The sequence below is a fragment of the Streptomyces daghestanicus genome (assembly GCF_020521275.1).
GTDB classification, from domain to species: domain Bacteria; phylum Actinomycetota; class Actinomycetes; order Streptomycetales; family Streptomycetaceae; genus Streptomyces; species Streptomyces griseoviridis.
In genome coordinates this window covers 536,330-553,342 of the sequence record NZ_BNDX01000010.1, presented here as the reverse complement: position 1 = coordinate 553,342, position 17,013 = coordinate 536,330, and the positions used below count along the sequence as shown (strand labels likewise).

Below are 17,013 nucleotides of genomic sequence, written 5' to 3'. Positions count from 1 at the left end.
CATGGAGCGAGCCGGGTACGGTAGGCCGGACGGCAGCCTCCGACCGTACAAGCAGGCCGGTCGGGACCGACGGAGAGGGCTGGTAGGTAGCTATGGAAGAGCCGCGTCGCCTAGGCGGCCGGTACGAGCTGGGCCCGGTGCTCGGCCGTGGTGGCATGGCGGAGGTCTATCACGCGCATGACACCCGGCTCGGTCGCCAGGTGGCGGTGAAGACGCTCCGCGCCGACATGGCGCGCGACCCGTCCTTCCAGGCCCGGTTCCGCCGGGAGGCCCAGTCGGCCGCCTCGCTCAACCATCCCGCGATCGTGGCGGTCTACGACACGGGCGAGGACTACATCGACGGGGTCTCCATCCCGTACATCGTCATGGAGTACGTCGACGGCTCCACCCTGCGTGAACTGCTCCACAGCGGCCGCAAGCTGCTGCCCGAGCGGACGCTGGAGATGACCATCGGCATCCTCCAGGCCCTGGAGTACTCGCACCGCGCCGGCATCGTCCACCGCGACATCAAGCCGGCCAACGTCATGCTCACCCGCAACGGCCAGGTCAAGGTCATGGACTTCGGCATCGCCCGCGCCATGGGCGACGCCGGCATGACCATGACCCAGACGGCGGCCGTCATCGGTACCGCCCAGTACCTCTCCCCGGAGCAGGCCAAGGGCGAGCAGGTCGACGCCCGCTCCGACCTGTACTCCACCGGCTGCCTGCTCTACGAGCTGCTGACCGTACGCCCGCCCTTCGTAGGCGACTCCCCCGTGGCGGTCGCCTACCAGCACGTACGGGAAGAACCGCAGCCGCCCAGCGTCTTCGACCCCGAGATCACGCCCGAGATGGACGCGATCGTGCTGAAGGCCCTGGTCAAGGACCCGAACTACCGCTACCAGTCGGCCGACGAGATGCGCGCCGACATCGAGGCATGCCTCGACGGCCAGCCCGTCGCCGCCACGGCCGCGATGGGCGCCGTCGGCTACGGCGGCTACCCGGACGACCAGCCGACCACGGCCCTGCGCTCCGACAGCGGCGCCGGCGCCACCTCGATGCTGCCGCCGATGAACCCGGACGACGGCGGCCACGGCTACGACGAGCGCCCCGACCGGCGCCGCCAGCAGCCCCGCAGGAACCACACCTCCACGATCGTCCTGGTCGTCGCCGGCATCCTCGTGCTGATCGGCGCGATCCTGATCGGGCGGGAGCTGTTCAGCGGGGACGGCGGCGACGACGGGACGGTCAGCGCCCCCAACTTCGTCGGGCAGACCAAGGCTGACGCGGAACAGCAGGCCACCAACGCGGATCTCAAGGTGGCGTTCACCGAGGACGCCTGCGAGGACGAGGCCAAGGGCAAGATCTGCTCCCAGGACCCCGAGAGCGGCACCGAGATCGACAAGGACACGACCATCAACCTGGTCGTCTCCACCGGCGCCCCCAAGGTCGACGTCCCCGACGTCAGCGGCCTCAGCTACTCCGACGCGGAGGCGAAGCTGAAGGAGCTGGGCTTCGAGGTCGAGCAGAAGACCGAGGAGTCCACCGAGACGCCGGACACGGTCCTCTCCCAGACCCCCGACGCCGGCACCTCCAAGGAGAAGGGCTCCACCGTCACCCTGACCGTGGCGAAGGAGACCTCCCAGGTCACCGTGCCGGACGTGACGGGCCTGTCCCCGGCGGACGCCAAGTCACGCCTGGAGGCCCAGGGCCTGGTCCTCGGCACCCAGACGACCGAGGAGTCCACCGCCCAGGAAGAGGGCGAGATCTTCGAGCAGAGCCTCGCTCCGGGCAGCGACGCCAACCGCGGCAGCACCGTCAACGTGAAGATCGCCAAGAAGCCGGCCGAGGAGGAGAAGTTCGCGATGCCGAAGGTGACCGACATGACGGTCGCCGAGGCCAAGAACGTCCTCGCGCAGAAGGGCCTCGCGCTCGGGTCGATCGCGGGCGCGCAGGACGACAACGCCAAGGTCATCGCGAGCACCCCGGCCGAGGGAACCGAGGTCAAGAAGGGCGACACCGTCAACCTCATCGCCACTCCGCAGACCGACAACGGCAACGGCGGCGGCAACGGCGGCGGCATCGCCGACTGGTTCCGCAACAACGGCTGACGCCCGTCCGCCCCACGCGGCAACGCGAGAGCCCCGGCCCCTCGGAGGGGGGACCGGGGCTCTCGCGTGCTCCGGCTCAGCGCAGCTCGTCCGGCACCGTCCGCTCGCCGTCCACCTTCTCCGTGCGGACCAGCTCGCCCCAGACGACGTACCGGTAGCGGCTGGTGTACACCGGCGTGCACGTCGTCAGCGTGATGTAATGCCCGGCCTTCTCCTTGCCGGACTCCTCGGGGACCTTCCCGAGGACGTCGACGTTGTACTTCGAGGTCTCCGGGAGGATGCCGTAGACCTTGTAGACGTACCAGGTGTCCTTCGTCTCGAAGACGATCGGGTCACCCTTCTCGATCTTGTCGATGTTGTGGAACTTGGCGCCGTGGCCGTCCCGGTGCGCCGCCAGCGAGAAGTTGCCCTTCTTGCCGGTCATCGGCAGCTCCGCCTTCACGGGGTCGGTGTAGTAGCCGGCCACGCCGTCGTTGAGGACCTTCATCGAGGTGCCCTTCTCGACGAGGACCTCTCCCCTGCTCATCGTCGGCACGTGCAGGAAGCCGATGCCCGCCTTGGTGTCCAGCGCGCCGGGGCCGCCGGAACCGCCCCGGCCCCCGGCCCAGTCGTCCCGGACCTGGTCGCCCTGCCGGTCCGCCGCGCGGTCCGCCATGACGTTCGTCCACCAGAGCGAGTAGACGACGAACAGGCCCGTCACCAGGCCCGCGGTGATGAGGAGTTCACCGAAGACACTGACCGCCAGCGCGATCCGGCCGCGGCCGCGCGGCGGGGGAGCCGGCTGTCCGCCCGGCGCGTCGGTCTGCTCTTCGTGATCGGTGTCGGTGGTCGCTGCCACTGGTCATCCGCCCTTAATTGACGAGCGCATCCGGCTTGCCCTTGCTGCGCGGCCGTTCCTCGACCATCTTGCCCCACACGATCATCCGGTACTTGCTGGTGAACTCGGGAGTGCAGGTGGTGAGCGTGATGTAGCGGCCGGGTCCCGTGAAGCCCGACTGCTGCGGGACCGGGTCCAGCACACTGGTGTTGCTCGGCGACGTCACCGGCAGGATCGACGCCATCTTGTAGACGAAGTACTCGTCCTGGGTCTCGACGACGATCGGGTCGCCGGGCTGGAGCTTGTTGATGTACCGGAACGGCTCGCCGTGCGTGTTCCGGTGCCCGGCGAGCCCGAAGTTGCCCGTCCTGGCGTCCGGCATCGCCGTCTTCAGCGCCCCCTCGCCGTAGTGCCCCACCATGCCCCGGTCGAGCACCTTCTCGTTGCTCACGCCCTCGGCGATCGGGACCACGACGTCCAGTTTCGGGATGTGCAGCAGCGCGAAACCCTGGCCGGGCGCGAAGACGCCCGGGTTCCGCTTGCCGTCCGCCCAGTCGTCCTGGAGACTGCTCGCGGCCTTGTCCGCCTGCGCGTGCGCCCGTACGTTCGTCCACCACAGCTGGTAGGAGACGAACAGCAGCATCAGCACGCCGGTGGTGATGAACAGCTCCCCGACCACCCGGCTGGCCACCGTCGCCGGGCTCGGTCTGCTCGCCCGGGCCAGCCGCCGGGCCTCCACCCGCGTCAGCGGCGCCGCGGGGGCCTCCGGGTCCCGCTGGGGCTCCTGCTGCTGCCCGGCGGCCCGACGGGAGCCTCCACGGCCCCCGTGACGCCCTTTGGCGGCCTTCCTGCGGGCCGCGCGGCCCCCCGGCACCGGAGCGGGCCCCGCAGGCCCCGCCCGGCCCGCCGTCCGCGCCCCGGGGAGGTCCACCACCCGCAGCGCCACGGTCTCGTCGTCCGCGGCCCCCGCGGGCTCCCGGCCGCCGGACGCGTCCGGCCCGTACGCCTGGGCGCCGGACTCGCGCTCGGGGCGCAGCGCGGTCACGCCGTGGCCCTGCCCACCACCGGGGCGAGCCCCGCAGACCTCGCCACGGCACCCTGGTCACCGCACTCCACCAGCCAGTTGGCCAGCATCCGGTGACCGTGTTCGGTCAGCACCGACTCGGGATGGAACTGGACGCCCTCCACCGGGAGTTCGCGGTGCCGCAGGCCCATCACGATCCCGTCCGGCGTGCGCGCCGTCACCTCCAGCTCGGCGGGCACCGTCCCCGGCTCCGCCGCCAGCGAGTGGTAGCGGGTCGCCGTGAAGGGGGACGGCAGGCCCGCGAAGACGCCCTTGCCGGAGTGCTCCACCGGCGAGGTCTTGCCGTGCAGCAGCTCCGGCGCCCGGTCCACCACGCCCCCGTACGCCACCTGCATCGACTGCATGCCGAGGCAGACGCCGAAGACCGGCACCCCGGTCGCCGCGCAGTGCCGCACCATGTCGACGCAGACACCGGCCTGTTCGGGGGCGCCCGGGCCCGGCGAAAGCAGCACCCCGTCGAAGCCGTCCTGGGCGTGCGAGGTCGCCACCTCGTCGTTGCGCAGCACCTCGCACTCGGCGCCGAGCTGGTACAGGTACTGGACCAGGTTGAAGACGAAGCTGTCGTAGTTGTCGACGACGAGAATCCGCGCGCTCACTGGTTGTCCACCGTCACATCGTTGAAGGGAAGCAGCGGCTCGGCCCACGGGAAGACGTACTGGAACAGGACGTAGACCACGGCCACGACGAGCACGAGCGAGAGCAGCGCCTTCACCCACACGTTTCCCGGCAGATGCCGCCAGATCCAGCCGTACATGCCGTCCCTTCCGTCGAACCACGGCACCAGACCCACGCCGTACGCCACCAGACTAACGGCGCGGCGGCCCGGCAGGAGGGGTCATGGGGCGGGCTCGGCGTAGTGCAGGTCCACCGTGCCCGAGTAACCGGGCAGCGTGGCCTTTCCGTCCTCCTCGACCTTCCAGCCGAGGCCGTAGACGTTGACGTACACCATGTAGTTCTGGATCGCCGGGGAGGCGGAGAGCGCCTTCTTCAGCTTCCCCGGATCACCGACGGCCGTGATCTTGTACGGCGGTGAGTAGACGCGGCCCTGGAGGATCAGGGTGTTGCCCACGCAGCGCACCGCGCTGGTCGAGATCAGCCGCTGGTCCATGACCTTGATGCCCTGGGCGCCGCCCTGCCACAGGGCGTTCACCACGGCCTGGAGGTCCTGCTGGTGGATGACCAGGTAGTCGGGTTCCGGCTCGGGGTAGCCGGGCAGCTTGGCGGTGGCGTCCGGCGGGGCGTCGTCCAGGGTGACCGAGAGGGCCTCGCCCTTCAGTTCCTGGGTGCCGGCGCGCTCCTCCAGGGCGGCGAGCCTGTCGTCCTCCGCGCTGGTGCTGCCGTCGTCGCGCTCGGCGAGGGACTCGATGTCGTCGCGCAGGGCGGCGTTGGCCTCGTCCAGCCGCCCGTTGTCCCGGCTGCGCTCCTGGATGAGGTCGGAGAGCTTCAACAGGGAGTCGTCGGTACGGATGTTGGTGCCCTTGGCCGTGTCGAAGCTGGTGAAGAAGATCAGCCCGGCGAGCGCGAAGACGGCCGCGGTCAGCGCCCGCACGGGTCGGAGACGGCGCCGACGGGCAGGGCCGGAGACAGGCTGGGGGGAGTCGGCGGAATTGCTCAACGTACCCTTATCTCCTTCGGCGCCACGGAAGCACTACGCTAACGGACGCCCGGACCCAGTTCCCTGCGCGGCCACGCAGCGCATCGACAGGAGAGACCCTCGTGCCGAAGTCACGTATCCGCAAGAAGGCCGATTTCACGCCGCCGCCGGCGAAGCAGGCGACGAGCATCAAGCTGAACAGCCGTGCCTGGGTCGCCCCCGTCATGCTGGCCATGTTCCTCATCGGCCTCGCCTGGATCGTGGTGTTCTACGTCACCGACGGCTCGCTGCCGGTCGAGAGCCTGGGCAACTGGAACATCGTGGTGGGCTTCGGCTTCATCGCCGCCGGGTTCGGCGTCTCCACCCAGTGGAAGTAGCGCGGCGGCGGCCCGGGGCAGCTCTGCCCACGGCTATCCACTGAGTTATCCACAGATTTTGTCCACACGCTGGGGAAAAGAAACGACGATCTGTGGATAACTCACCGGACGTTGACGCCGGTGTGACAGAAGCACCGGCAACCGAATGCGCGTTCGCCCCCTGCCTGACCTGCGGAAACACGGGTCGGTGACAGGGGGCACAGCTGTTCCCGCACACTGTGCACAAGATCCGCCACCCGCTGTGGACAAACGAGCGCTCAGGTGAGCTGGGCCGTTCTCAACAGGGTCAACCCGACGCAGAGCACAAGGACCAGCGCACAGGTCCCGGACTGGACGAGCGTCCGCCGCTCCCGGGGGGCGTGGACCATGCCGTAGCCGACCACGAGCCCGGCGACCAGGCCGCCGATGTGGGCCTGCCAGGCGATGTCGAACCCCGGGCTGAAGGTGAAGACCAGGTTGATCACCAGCAGGGCGATGACCGGCCGCAGGTCCTGGTTGAGCCGGCGCATCAGCACCGCCGTCGCGCCGAACAGGCCGAAGACGGCACCGGAGGCGCCGAGCGTGGCGGTGGTGGGCGAGGCCAGCAGATAGGTGAGGGCGCTGCCCGCGAGGCCGGAGACCAGGTAGAGCGCGAGGTAGCGGACGCGGCCTAGGACCTGCTCCAGGGGGCCGCCCAGCCACCAGAGGCTGAGCATGTTGAAGGCGATGTGCCAGATCTCCTGGTGCGTGAAGACGGTGGTGACCAGGCGGTACCACTCGCCCTCCGCGACGCCCTCGGTCGGGACGAAGGGCTGGGGCGGCCAGCGGCCGATGAGCACCATGGCGTCCAGGAACGACGGCCAGGCGTGCACGGCGACGAACACCGCCACGTCGATCCCGATGAGGATCTTGGTGAGCAGCCGGGGGTCGGCGGCGACCGTGCCGCCGGCGAGGGTGCGGGGGCGGGCGTCCCCGGCACGGGGAGCGGAACCCCGGCCGCCGCCGCCGCCCGAGCGGGACGCGCCGCCGTGGACGCACTCGGGGCACTGGAACCCGACCGAGGCGTCGATCATGCAGTCGGTGCAGACGGGCCGCTCGCACCGGGTGCAGCGGACGCCGGTCGGGCGGCCGGGGTGGCGGTAGCAGACCGGTGGGGTCCCGGCGTCGTGTGGGCTGGCTCCCGCTGCCTGGCCGTCCATGAGGTCCCCTAGGTCGTCGTGTCCCGTGATGCACCCCGCCCCGCCCGTCCTTACGGACGAGCGGGGCGATTGGTTCCCGCCGGCGTTCCCGTCGGCGGTCCCGGAGGGGCTGGATCAGCCCTCGCGGGTCTCCACGACGACCGACTCGATGACGACGTCCTGGACCGGACGGTCGGTGCGCGGGTTGGTCTGCGCGGTCGCGATGGAGTCCACGACCTTCTGGCTGGCCTCGTCGACGACCTCGCCGAAGATGGTGTGCTTGCGGTTCAGCCAGGTCGTCGGGGCGACGGTGACGAAGAACTGCGAGCCGTTGGTGCCCGGACCGGCGTTGGCCATGGCCAGCAGGTAGGGCTTGTCGAAGGAGAGGTCCGGGTGGAACTCGTCCTCGAACTGGTAGCCGGGGCCGCCGGTGCCGTTGCCCAGCGGGTCACCGCCCTGGATCATGAAACCGCTGATCACCCGGTGGAAGACCGTCCCGTCGTAAAGCTTGTCGGTGGACTTCTGGCCGGTGGCCGGGTGCGTCCACTCGCGCTCGCCCTTGGCGAGCTCGACGAAGTTCTTCACCGTCTTGGGGGCGTGGTTCGGCAGGAGCCGGACGTCGATGTCCCCGAGGTTGGTCTTCAGGGTGGCGTAGAGCTGCTCAGCCACGATCTGCCTTCCGTTGTCTTCCTTGTGACCCCCCGATCCTCGCACGGACCGCTCCGGGCGTCGCCCGGCGGTCGCTTCCCGCGCCCTTTCCGCGTGTGTCGCCCGCGCGGAACCGGCCGAGCCCTCCCGGGCGGAACCGGCCGAGTACACCCGAGACGGGGACACCGCGCGTCATTCCGTGGCATTGTCGGCGACAAGCTCCCGTTGCCCTGGATTCACCCGCTATCACGTTGGATCATCCCCTACGTGTCGTGACCCGGATGCCCGCCCTCGCATGCCCGGCGGTGCCCCGGCAGGCATGATCCGTAAAAGGGTGGAAAGTCGAATTACCGTACGCCACCGAGGAGGAGGAACCCGTGACCCGCATCGACAGCGTGCGCGCCGCGACCGGTTCGGCGAAGGACAGCGTGCTGCACGCCGCGGAAGTGGTGGCGCCCTACGCCGACACGGCCAAGGACAGGGCCGCGCACTACGCACACGAGGCGCGCGTACGGCTGGCGCCCAAGGTGTCTTCCGCCGCCGACCAGGCCCGGCTCCAGTACGGCGCGCTGGTGGCGCCGCGTCTGGAGCAGGCCCGTTCGCATGTGCCACCGAAGGTGGACCAGGCCGCACACGAGGCCGCGGTCCGCGCCCGCCTCGCCGCCCGGCAGGCGGCCGAGTACTCCCGTCCCAAGCTGGAGCAGGCCGTGGCCGCGGCCGCGCCGGTCCGTGACGAGGCGGCGCTGCGCGGTGCCGCCGCGCTGGCGGCGCTGCGCGGTCAGGTCTCGGCCGAGGAGATCCGCAAGCTGGCGCGCAAGCACGAGCGGCGGGCCAGGGCCGGCCGGGTCGTGAAGGCGCTGGCGGTGCTGGGTGTGGTGGCGGGCGGAGCGTTCGCGGCGTGGAAGTGGTGGGACAAGCAGGCCAATCCGGACTGGCTGGTGGAGCCGCCGGAGGCGACGGAGGTCCCCGAGCCGGGCCGGCTGACGTCGGTGGACGGCAGTGGGGCGTCGCTCGATCCGGAGGTGCAGGCGAAGCAGGCCGAGGACGAGGCGACCGACGGCGACGAACGGCGCTGAGCCACACAGCGGTGGGGGCGGGAAAGCCCGGGCTTTCCCGCCCCCACCGCTGTGCCGCACCGCGTTGTTCCCCGTGGAACATCACGGCCCCGCGCGATCACCGTCCGTAACGGCGCTCCCGCAGGGAGTACGAGCGCAGGGCACGCAGGAAGTCGATCTCGCGGAAGTCCGGCCAGTACGTCTCGCAGAAGTACATCTCGGCGTAGGCGGACTGCCAGAGCAGGAATCCGGAGAGCCGCTGCTCGCCTGAGGTGCGGATGATGAGGTCGGACTCGGAGCGCGCCTTGGAGTACAGGTGCTTGGAGATGTGCTCCATGGTGAAGGTCTCGATGAACTCGTCGATGTCCCCGCCGCGCGCGCTGTGCTCGGTGAGCGCGGAGCGCACGGCGTCGACGATCTCGCGTCGTCCGCCGTAGCCGACGGCGACGTCGACCTTGGTGCCGCCCTGGCGGCCCTGGGTGGCGGCGGTGGCGGTCTTGAGCCGGGCGGCGGACTCGGCGGGCAGCAGGTCCAGGGCGCCGACGACCTCGACGGGCCACGGGTTGCCGGGGGCGGCGAGCCGTTCGACGACCTCGGAGATGATGTCGATGAGCGGGGTCAGCTCTTCCTCGGGCCGGTGCAGGTTGTCGTCGGAGAGCATGTAGAGGGTGACGTGCTCGATCTCGGCCGAGTCGCACCAGCGCAGGAAGTCCAGCACCTTGGCGCCGCCCGCCCGGTAGCCCTCCCGGGGGTCGTTGATGCCCGACATCCTGGCCCACCGGCGGTTGCCGTCGAGCATGATGCCGATGTGCTGAGGGCGTGGGCGTCCCTCCAGCTCCCTGACGAGTCGCTTCATGTAGAGCGCGTCGAGAGCGGCCCGTACCTTCGCCCGCATGGTTTACCCCTTCCACCTCGCCGTCGGTGACCGTGCGGCTGCCGTGGCGATGAGTCACGTAGCACCGCCCCGCAGGGGTGGGGGTGCTGGTGCCTTGTGGAGTGACGATATCAAGAGCGGTGGTCCCGGCCCCCGCTCGCGCCGGGTCCGCCCCGCGCGGGTCCCGGACCACGGATTTCCTTGGGGGCAAGGGCAGTTGAGGGCCTGCGGGCGCCGCGTTCCGGGTACCCGTGAAAGCTCCTTTCACCCCCTCTCCGCCCTGTCGTCACGCGCCCCGGAACGCGGCCGGTGGCCGCCCCGCGCGACAGAACCCCCCTGTCCGGCGTTTCCGCCGGTCAGGGGGGTTCTGGGGATGTGGAGCCTAGGGGAGTCGAACCCCTGACATCTGCCATGCAAAGACAGCGCTCTACCAACTGAGCTAAGGCCCCGGAAGCGAGCGTCCGGCCGGGCGGTGGTCGTCCGGCGGGCGCCGGTCACCAGAGTACCGGGTCGTCCCCGGTATCTCCCAAACAGATTGGGGGTCCCGGTGAACGACCACTCTCCGTAAGATGCTCGGCGTGGTTCGCTGGAGCGAACTGCGGTTTTTGGGGAAGCGATGGGGAGACGCAATGGACGCCGCACAGCAGGAAGCCACCGCAAGAGCGCGGGAACTGCAGCGGAACTGGTACGGGGAGCCACTGGGGGCGCTCTTCCGCCGGCTCATAGACGACCTCGGGCTCAACCAGGCCCGGCTCGCGGGGGTGCTGGGGTTGTCGGCGCCGATGCTGTCGCAGCTGATGAGCGGTCAGCGGGCGAAGATCGGCAATCCGGCGGTGGTACAGCGGGTGCAGCTGCTCCAGGACCTGGCGGGGCAGGTCGCGGACGGCAGCGTCAGCGCGGCGGAGGCCACCGAGCGCATGGACGAGATCAAGAAGTCCCAGGGGGGTTCGGTGCTGAGCAACACCACGCACACCACGAGCGGTTCGGGCGCGCCGACGGTGAAGCGCGTGGTGCGTGAGATCCAGTCCCTGCTGCGGTCGGTGGCGGCGGCGGGCGACATCATCGAGGCCGCCGACACTCTCGCCCCGACCCACCCGGAGCTGGCAGAGTTCCTCCGGGTCTACGGCGCCGGCCGCACCTCGGACGCGGTCGCGCACTACCAGTCCCACCAGAGCTGACCGCGCCCGGACCCGGCCGCCGGAGGGGGTACGGCGGCGGGGTCCGGGCGTGCGCCAGGGCCGCACGGCGGCACGGAGGGGCACGGCGGTACGCAGGGGGAGGGGCACGCGGGAACCATGGGTGAGGTCTTCGCCGGCCGGTACGAACTGGTCGACCCGATCGGGCGCGGGGGAGTGGGCGCGGTATGGCGTGCCTGGGACCACCGCCGCAGACGGTACGTGGCCGCCAAGGTGCTCCAGCAGCGCGACGCGCACTCCTTGCTGCGGTTCGTGCGGGAGCAGGCGCTGCGGATCGACCATCCCCATGTGCTGGCGCCCGCGAGCTGGGCCGCGGACGACGACAAGGTCCTGTTCACCATGGACCTGGTCACGGGCGGTTCGCTCGTCCACGTGGTCGGGGACTACGGGCCGCTGCCGCCCGGCTATGTCTGCGTCCTGCTCGACCAGTTGCTGTCCGGGCTGGCGGCGGTGCACGCCGAGCACGTGGTGCACCGGGACATCAAGCCCGCCAACATCCTGCTGGAGGCCACCGGCACGGGACGGCCGCGGCTGCGCCTGTCGGACTTCGGCATCGCGATGCGCCTGGGGGAACCACGGCTGACGGAGACCAACCTGGTGGTCGGGACGCCCGGGTACCTGGCGCCGGAGTCGATGCTGGGCGCGGAGCCGGACTTCCCCGCCGACCTCTTCGCCGTGGGCCTGGTCGCCCTCTACCTGCTGGAGGGGGCCAAGCCGGACGCCAAGGCGCTGGTGCAGTACTTCGCCGAGCACGGGACGCCGCCGGCACCGGCGGGGATCCCGGAGCCGTTGTGGCAGGTGGTGTCGACGCTGCTGCAACCCGATCCGCAGGCCCGGTTCCGTACGGCGACGGGGGCGCGCAAGGCGCTGGCGGCGGCCGTGGAGCTGCTGCCCGAGCCGGGGCCTGACGACGAGCTGATCGAGGTCTTCGACCAGGTGGGCCCGCTGCCGCCCGGCTTCGGCCCGGACGGCCCGGCCGGTACCGTCCAGGAGCCCCCCTCCACGCCGTCCCCACCCCGCATGCCCGGCATGTCGGACACCGGCAGCTTCTATCTTCCTCCCCCCAACGCGACCGTCGCCCTGCTGGCACAGGCCCGGAACGCCCCTCCGCCGATGCCTCCCCCCGCACCCGGGTCGACGCCTTCCCCCACGCCCCCGGTGCCGCGGACGCCCCCGCACACCGGCGGCTCCACCGCGTCGTACACCGCGCCGAACGGGCCGGGGGCGCCGGGGGCGCCGGCCTCGCCCCCGCCCCCGACCCCACCCCCGACCCCGACCCCGACCCCGACCCCGGGGACCCTGACACCAGGGACCCTGACGCCGGGGACGCCGACCCCCGCCTTCCCCCCTCCCGCGCCCCCGGTCGCCCAGCACCGCGCGCCCCGGCGGCGCCGCCCCGGTCCCCCGGCGGCGGTGGCGCTCCCCCTCCTCTTCCTCGCGCTGGCCTGCTACGCGGTGGGCTTCTGGGCCCTGACCCGGATCTGACCCTTCCCCGGGCCCGGGTGTGCCGAGGGCCCCGGTCACGCCCCCCTGCGCCGCGCCACCACCGTCCACACGCCGAGCCCGGCCAGCAGCACGCTCCCGGCGCCGATGCCGGCCACCGCGACGACCCGCATCGCGGGGTCCCCGTCCGCCCCGCCGCCCCCGGCGGCCTCCGGCGCCGCCGCCCGCAGCGCGTCGTCCGTGGCCTCGAAGACGCCGCGCGGCACCGGCTCCCCCGCGTACGCCGGGCCGGTCCGCGCCCGCCCCGAGACCTGGACGCGCAGGACCACCTCGAAGGGGCCGTCGCCGAAGCGCTCGGCGAGCTGTTCCGCGAGGTGGACGACGAGGTAGTAGGAGCCGGCGAACCGCGTCGCGCGCTGCTCGGTGGTGACGGCGTACCGGTTGTCGTGGTCCACCGGCGGTACGGGTCCGATCCCGACGGTGGCGCGGCGTCCGGTGTAGCCGGTGGCGGCGCTGTCGACCTGGCCGCGCACCGGGTTGTGCAGCGCCAGGGAGAGCGCGGCGGTGGCGTAGCCGGAGCGGCCGTCACTGCCGCCGAGTTCGGCGGTGGCGTGCAGTTGCCGGCCCCAGTCGAGGGGGACCTCGTAATAGAGGGTCTGGCCGGGCCGTGCCTCGGCGCGCCAGACGCCCTGGGAGAGGGGGACCGCCCCGGCGAAGCCGGCGCCGGCGCGGCGGGGCACAGGGTCCCCGGTGAGGGGCGCGGGGGTGGCGGAGTCCCAGGTGCCGGGGGCGGTCGTGGCCGCGGTCCGCCGCAGGCCCGGTTCGGACACGGCGGTCAGCTCCAGGTCCCAGGTGCCGGCCGGGGAGTCCTGCGGGCGGGCGCGTTCGACGGTCAGGTAGTAGCGGCCGGGCTCCTGGCAGCGGGTCGCGCCGGGGGTGATCTCGCGCCGGGCCCAGGCGGTGACGGGACGGGGGCTGCGGGCGGCGCCGAAGGTGGCGGTGTCCAGGGAGCAGGAACCGCCGTCGGCGTCCCGCAGGGAGACCCGGACGCCGTCGACGGCGACGACCTCACCGCCGGAGCGGGGCACGGCGGTGACGGAGACGTACGCGTCCGCGGCGCCGTCGAGGTCGATGCCGTAGTAGGCCGTGCGGTCGCGTTCCAGCGAGCTGCGGTAGGTGGCGCCGGCCGTCAGGCGGGCGGCGGCCGCGGTGCCGTCCGCCGCGTCGACGCGGCGCGCGCCTGCGGCGAAGGCGTACCCGTCGGCCGGGCCGGCCGCGCCGGCGGTGCCGGCCGGGAGGACGGCGGTGAGACAGAGGGCGGCGGCCGCGGTGGCGAGGCAGCGGAACAGCGGCCCCGGTGGTGTCCGCGGCCCGGAACCACGCCGGGTCCCCGCCCTCGACGTACGCCACCCCATCGCCGCCACCCCTTCACCGCCGTCGCCGGACCGGACCGTGGCCCATCCTGCCCGGCCGCCCCGGCCGCCATCCGCCGGTCGCGTACGAGCGTCCGAAACGTTCCGCGTGGAAGCACGCGCGCCCGGCGGCTCCCGGTCGCGCCCGACCGCGTTCCGGGCAACACAAAACCCCGACCGTGGGTACGGCCGGGGCGTGTTCTCAGGACCGGTTGCCGGTCGTCCTCACGAACCCGTGGGCACGGAGTCAGTCGCCTCCGTCCACAGATCCTGCTCGGCGCGATCCGCCTGGATCTGGCGGTACACGAGGAGCCCGCCGATGGCGGCCAGTGCGACCAGGAGAAGCTTCTTCACCGCGCGACCTCGTCTTTCCTTGACGTAGGGGACCTCTGCCGCCCGACTATACACACCGACCGATATCGATCGGTGACCTGCGTCCGGCGCCAACTGGCCACCGCCGGAGGCCGGTAGGAGCAGGTCATGGCCGCCCCTGCCGGAGGGTGACCACACCCGCACGGACGGTTGATTTCGACCGCTCTCCTCCTTTCTTCTCATCTTTGGGCGGTCTTGCACCCATCCGTGTGGTGTTGATCTGAAGATCGACGCGCCACGGGCCGAGGTCCACCACTTCGCGGCGCCTCTACACATCATGAGGAAAGTACGCAAATCGCCCGACCCGAAAGTGAGGGGCCATGGCCCGGAACAAGGCCACGCAGCTGTGGACCGCGATCGTCACCGCCTTCCTGGCGCTGTGCACGGCGCTCGGACTGGTCACGACGACCGCCTCGGCCGCGGTAGCGCACACCGAGACCGCACGCAACAGCGAGAGCGCCCCGGCGCCGAGCGCGCCGGAGGCGGCACCGCGCTCCTGGCCCCGGGCCGGCGCCCTGCCCCCGACGATGAAGCAGCGCATCCGGGCCGAGGCCCACGGCACGTCCCCCAGCTGCCGGCACCGCCCCACCACCGACGCGGCCACCGCGGCCCGCACCGCCGCCCTGTGCGAGAGCGCCGGCCGGGCGGAGGCGGAACCCCTCGCCCCGGCCGACCCACCGCTGCAACGCTGAGGCCACCGGCCGTCCCCGCCCCGACCACGCACCACCCCAGGCCCGGCGCCCGACAGGCGCCGGGCCTGTCCGTGTCACCGGGTCCCTTCCCGGCCCTCCGTGATGCTGATCGCCTGCGAGGGGCACTGCTCGGCCGCCTCCCGCACCCGTGGGTCGTCCCCGCTGTCCTCGCGCCCCGGGACGACGGCGCCGAAACCGTCCACCGTGGTGAAGACGGACCCGACCCGGAACACGCAGTCCGCGGAGCCGTAACAGAGGTTCTGGTCGACGGAGACCCTCATCCGCACTCCCGCGTCGCGTCACCGGCAAGGCCGCCGCCCAGGCTAGGGCCTGTCGTTCGGATCAGGTCGCGGGGAATCGGCTGTGCCTTCCTCGCGCCGGTGAGCGGGGCCTGGTGCGTGCGGATGCGAGGCGGAGGAGGGAGTCGACGCGGAGCGTCGGCGAGTGACGACAACGCGGCAGGTGCGCGTGCCAGGCCCCGCGTCCGCGGCGTGATCCGAACGACAGGCCCCTAGTGCGGCTCCACCGCGGGCGGAACGGGCCGTTCGCCGGCCCCGCCCCCACCGGGTCCTCACGTCCTCATGAGGACCCGTAGGGTGAGGCGACGGGTAACGAACACGGGTCGGGAGCGCGGTGGCGAAGGCGTACGAGACGATCGCGGACACCCTGCGCGCGGAGATCCGCTCGGGCCGGCCGGCCCCCGGCGCGCGGCTCCCCTCGGAGGACGAGCTGAGCGACCGGTTCGGCTACAGCGTCCCGACGGTCCGCGAGGGGCTGCGCGTCCTGCAGTCGGAGGGGCTGATCGAGAAGGTCCACGGCCGCGGCAGCTTCGTCCGCGCGCCACGCCCCCGGGTACGCCGCACCAACGCGCGCCACCAGTGGGAGAAGGACCGGGCCCGCGCACCGGAGCCGGTACGCCTGGAGACCGGCGCGACGGAGCACGACACCGGCCTCGACCTCGGTGACCTGCGTTTCAGCGCCGTGTACCGGGAGATCGAGGCACCCCGCGACCTCGCCGGCGCGATGGGCGTCGAACCGGGGACCCCGCTGGTCGAGCGGTCCTACCGCACGCGGTACGAGCGCGAGCGGGTGCCGGTCAACCTGAGTACGTCCTACCTGGTCAGGGCACAGGTCGAAGGCAATCCCGACCTCCTGGACGCGGCCCGGGAACCCTGGCCCGGCGGCACCTGGCACCAACTGGCCACGGTCGGCATCGAGATCGACCGCGTCGAGGAACGCGTCACGGCCCGGCCGCCGACCTCCGAGGAGGCCGCGGAACTCGGCCTCCCGCCCGGCACCAGCGTCCTCGTCCTCCACAAGACCTGCTACGACACCGGGAACCGGGTCGTCGAGACGTCCCGCGTGGTCCTCCCCGGCGACCGCACCGAACTGCTCTTCACGACACCCCTGGAAAGGTGGCGAGCCGAATGAGCCGCCGCATCACCGTCGTCACCGCCGTCCACAGCCCGTCCGCGCCCTTCCTCCGGGACGCGTACCGGTCCCTGTGCGACCAGGAGCTGCCCGCCGGCTGGGACTGGCAGTGGCTGGTCCAGGAGGACGGCCGGACCGACGAGGTCCGCCCGCACGTACCGGACGACCCCCGGGTGGCGTTCCGTCAGGGCCGGCCGGGCGGCCCCGGTGTGGCCCGCACCATCGCGCTCGCCCACGCCGAGGGGGAGTACGTGAAGGTCCTCGACGCCGACGACCGGCTCCCCGCCGGCACCCTCGCCCGCGACCTGGCGGCGCTGGAGGCCGACGCCACCATCGGCTGGACGACCTCCCGTGTGCTGGACCTTCTGCCCGACGGGTCGACGGCCGGTTTCCCCGGCGACCCGGACCACGGGCCCGTCGAGCGCGGTGCCGTCCTGGACTTCTGGAAGGCCAACGGCTTCCGCGCCCCCGTCCACCCGGCGACCCTCTGCGTCCGCCGGGACCTGCTGCTCGCCCTCGGCGGCTGGATGGCCCTGCCCGCCTCGGAGGACACGGGGCTGCTGCTCGCCCTGAGCGCGGTCAGCCGCGGCTGGTTCAGTGAGGAGGTGGGCCTGCTCTACCGCAAGTGGGAGGGGCAGGCGACCGGGCAGGCGGCCCATGTGGACCCGGCGGAGCGGGACGCCCGTATGACGGTCCTGGAGACCCGCGCGCGGGCCCTGGCCGACGCCGGGTGGACCTATCCGGCCGGCCCCCGGCCGCCGTCGGACTGAC

At 72.2% G+C, this 17,013-nt stretch carries 19 protein-coding genes and 1 tRNA gene; 8 read left to right on the top strand and 12 right to left on the bottom strand.

The window, feature by feature from the left end; all coding sequences use genetic code 11:
* Positions 1–92 precede the first annotated feature (92 nt).
* On the top strand, positions 93–2,090 hold the full coding sequence (gene pknB / locus Sdagh_RS21570) for a Stk1 family PASTA domain-containing Ser/Thr kinase (protein ID WP_189416720.1): 1,998 nt from the start codon (positions 93–95) through the stop codon (positions 2,088–2,090).
* A gap of 76 nt (positions 2,091–2,166) precedes the next feature.
* On the opposite strand, the gene Sdagh_RS21565 is transcribed toward pknB, so the two are convergent.
* Genes Sdagh_RS21565 through Sdagh_RS21545 form a run of 5 tightly spaced genes read right to left on the bottom strand, consistent with a single transcriptional unit; the run spans position 2,167 to position 5,606 of the window.
* A complete protein-coding gene (locus Sdagh_RS21565; RefSeq protein ID WP_190076933.1) occupies positions 2,167–2,928 on the bottom strand; it encodes a class E sortase in 762 nt (253 codons plus the stop codon).
* Between the two features lie 13 nt (positions 2,929–2,941).
* Positions 2,942–3,952 carry a class E sortase gene (locus tag Sdagh_RS21560; protein ID WP_190076932.1) on the bottom strand — a complete coding sequence of 337 codons (1,011 nt, stop codon included), beginning with the start codon at positions 3,950–3,952 and terminating at the stop codon, positions 2,942–2,944.
* Positions 3,949–4,587 (bottom strand): aminodeoxychorismate/anthranilate synthase component II, encoded by a 639-nt coding sequence (locus Sdagh_RS21555; protein ID WP_189416729.1) that lies wholly within the window; start codon positions 4,585–4,587, stop codon positions 3,949–3,951. The genes Sdagh_RS21560 and Sdagh_RS21555 overlap by 4 nt, the downstream gene beginning before the upstream one ends.
* Positions 4,584–4,793 (bottom strand): hypothetical protein, encoded by a 210-nt coding sequence (locus tag Sdagh_RS21550; RefSeq protein WP_189417299.1) that lies wholly within the window; start codon positions 4,791–4,793, stop codon positions 4,584–4,586. The genes Sdagh_RS21555 and Sdagh_RS21550 overlap by 4 nt, the downstream gene beginning before the upstream one ends.
* A 33-nt stretch (positions 4,794–4,826) precedes the next feature.
* Positions 4,827–5,606, bottom strand: coding sequence for a DUF881 domain-containing protein (locus tag Sdagh_RS21545; protein WP_189416732.1), 780 nt, complete (start codon positions 5,604–5,606; stop codon positions 4,827–4,829).
* A gap of 101 nt (positions 5,607–5,707) precedes the next feature.
* On the opposite strand from Sdagh_RS21545, the gene crgA reads away from it, so the two are divergent.
* On the top strand, positions 5,708–5,962 hold the full coding sequence (gene crgA / locus Sdagh_RS21540; protein WP_189416735.1) for a cell division protein CrgA: 255 nt from the start codon (positions 5,708–5,710) through the stop codon (positions 5,960–5,962).
* Positions 5,963–6,219: 257 nt separating this feature from the next.
* On the opposite strand, the gene Sdagh_RS21535 is transcribed toward crgA, so the two are convergent.
* Together Sdagh_RS21535 and Sdagh_RS21530 are read right to left on the bottom strand one after the other, a co-directional pair.
* Positions 6,220–7,140, bottom strand: a complete 921-nt coding sequence (locus tag Sdagh_RS21535; RefSeq protein ID WP_190076931.1) for a rhomboid family intramembrane serine protease — start codon at positions 7,138–7,140, stop codon at positions 6,220–6,222.
* A 114-nt stretch (positions 7,141–7,254) separates the two neighbouring features.
* A complete protein-coding gene (locus Sdagh_RS21530; RefSeq protein ID WP_189416740.1) occupies positions 7,255–7,788 on the bottom strand; it encodes a peptidylprolyl isomerase in 534 nt (177 codons plus the stop codon).
* A 356-nt stretch (positions 7,789–8,144) separates the two neighbouring features.
* Between Sdagh_RS21530 and Sdagh_RS21525 the strand changes: the two genes are divergently transcribed.
* Positions 8,145–8,843: a DUF5324 family protein gene (locus tag Sdagh_RS21525; protein ID WP_189416743.1), complete on the top strand. Its 699-nt coding sequence runs from the start codon at positions 8,145–8,147 to the stop codon at positions 8,841–8,843.
* Between the two features lie 97 nt (positions 8,844–8,940).
* Here Sdagh_RS21525 and Sdagh_RS21520 read toward each other — a convergent pair whose 3' ends face one another.
* Positions 8,941–9,717, bottom strand: a complete 777-nt coding sequence (locus tag Sdagh_RS21520) for an isoprenyl transferase (protein ID WP_189416745.1) — start codon at positions 9,715–9,717, stop codon at positions 8,941–8,943.
* 355 nt (positions 9,718–10,072) lie between these two features.
* A tRNA-Ala gene (locus Sdagh_RS21515) sits at positions 10,073–10,145 on the bottom strand.
* 180 nt (positions 10,146–10,325) lie between these two features.
* On the opposite strand from Sdagh_RS21515, the gene Sdagh_RS21510 reads away from it, so the two are divergent.
* Together Sdagh_RS21510 and Sdagh_RS21505 are read left to right on the top strand one after the other, a co-directional pair.
* On the top strand, positions 10,326–10,874 hold the full coding sequence (locus Sdagh_RS21510; protein ID WP_189416747.1) for a helix-turn-helix domain-containing protein: 549 nt from the start codon (positions 10,326–10,328) through the stop codon (positions 10,872–10,874).
* Positions 10,875–10,991: 117 nt separating this feature from the next.
* Complete coding sequence (locus tag Sdagh_RS21505) at positions 10,992–12,377, top strand: serine/threonine-protein kinase (RefSeq protein ID WP_189416750.1); 1,386 nt, start codon at positions 10,992–10,994, stop codon at positions 12,375–12,377.
* A gap of 35 nt (positions 12,378–12,412) precedes the next feature.
* Here Sdagh_RS21505 and Sdagh_RS21500 read toward each other — a convergent pair whose 3' ends face one another.
* Both Sdagh_RS21500 and Sdagh_RS21495 read right to left on the bottom strand, forming a co-directional pair.
* Positions 12,413–13,750 (bottom strand): hypothetical protein, encoded by a 1,338-nt coding sequence (locus Sdagh_RS21500; RefSeq protein ID WP_226535497.1) that lies wholly within the window; start codon positions 13,748–13,750, stop codon positions 12,413–12,415.
* A 222-nt stretch (positions 13,751–13,972) separates the two neighbouring features.
* Positions 13,973–14,101, bottom strand: coding sequence for a DLW-39 family protein (locus Sdagh_RS21495; RefSeq protein ID WP_003999697.1), 129 nt, complete (start codon positions 14,099–14,101; stop codon positions 13,973–13,975).
* 338 nt (positions 14,102–14,439) lie between these two features.
* Here Sdagh_RS21495 and Sdagh_RS21490 point away from each other — a divergent pair, with 338 nt between their 5' ends.
* On the top strand, positions 14,440–14,811 hold the full coding sequence (locus tag Sdagh_RS21490) for a DUF6344 domain-containing protein (RefSeq protein WP_190010029.1): 372 nt from the start codon (positions 14,440–14,442) through the stop codon (positions 14,809–14,811).
* A gap of 74 nt (positions 14,812–14,885) precedes the next feature.
* Here the strand turns inward: Sdagh_RS21490 and Sdagh_RS21485 are convergent, their stop codons facing one another.
* Positions 14,886–15,092 (bottom strand): ferredoxin, encoded by a 207-nt coding sequence (locus Sdagh_RS21485; protein ID WP_190010030.1) that lies wholly within the window; start codon positions 15,090–15,092, stop codon positions 14,886–14,888.
* A 352-nt stretch (positions 15,093–15,444) separates the two neighbouring features.
* Between Sdagh_RS21485 and Sdagh_RS21480 the strand changes: the two genes are divergently transcribed.
* Entirely contained in the window at positions 15,445–16,242 is a 798-nt protein-coding gene (locus Sdagh_RS21480) for a GntR family transcriptional regulator (RefSeq protein ID WP_189416757.1), read from the top strand.
* The gene (locus Sdagh_RS21475; protein WP_189416758.1) at positions 16,239–17,012 is read left to right on the top strand and encodes a glycosyltransferase family 2 protein; all 774 of its coding nucleotides are present in this window, start codon (positions 16,239–16,241) and stop codon (positions 17,010–17,012) included. The genes Sdagh_RS21480 and Sdagh_RS21475 overlap by 4 nt, the downstream gene beginning before the upstream one ends.
* The last annotated feature ends 1 nt before the right edge of the window (position 17,013 follow it).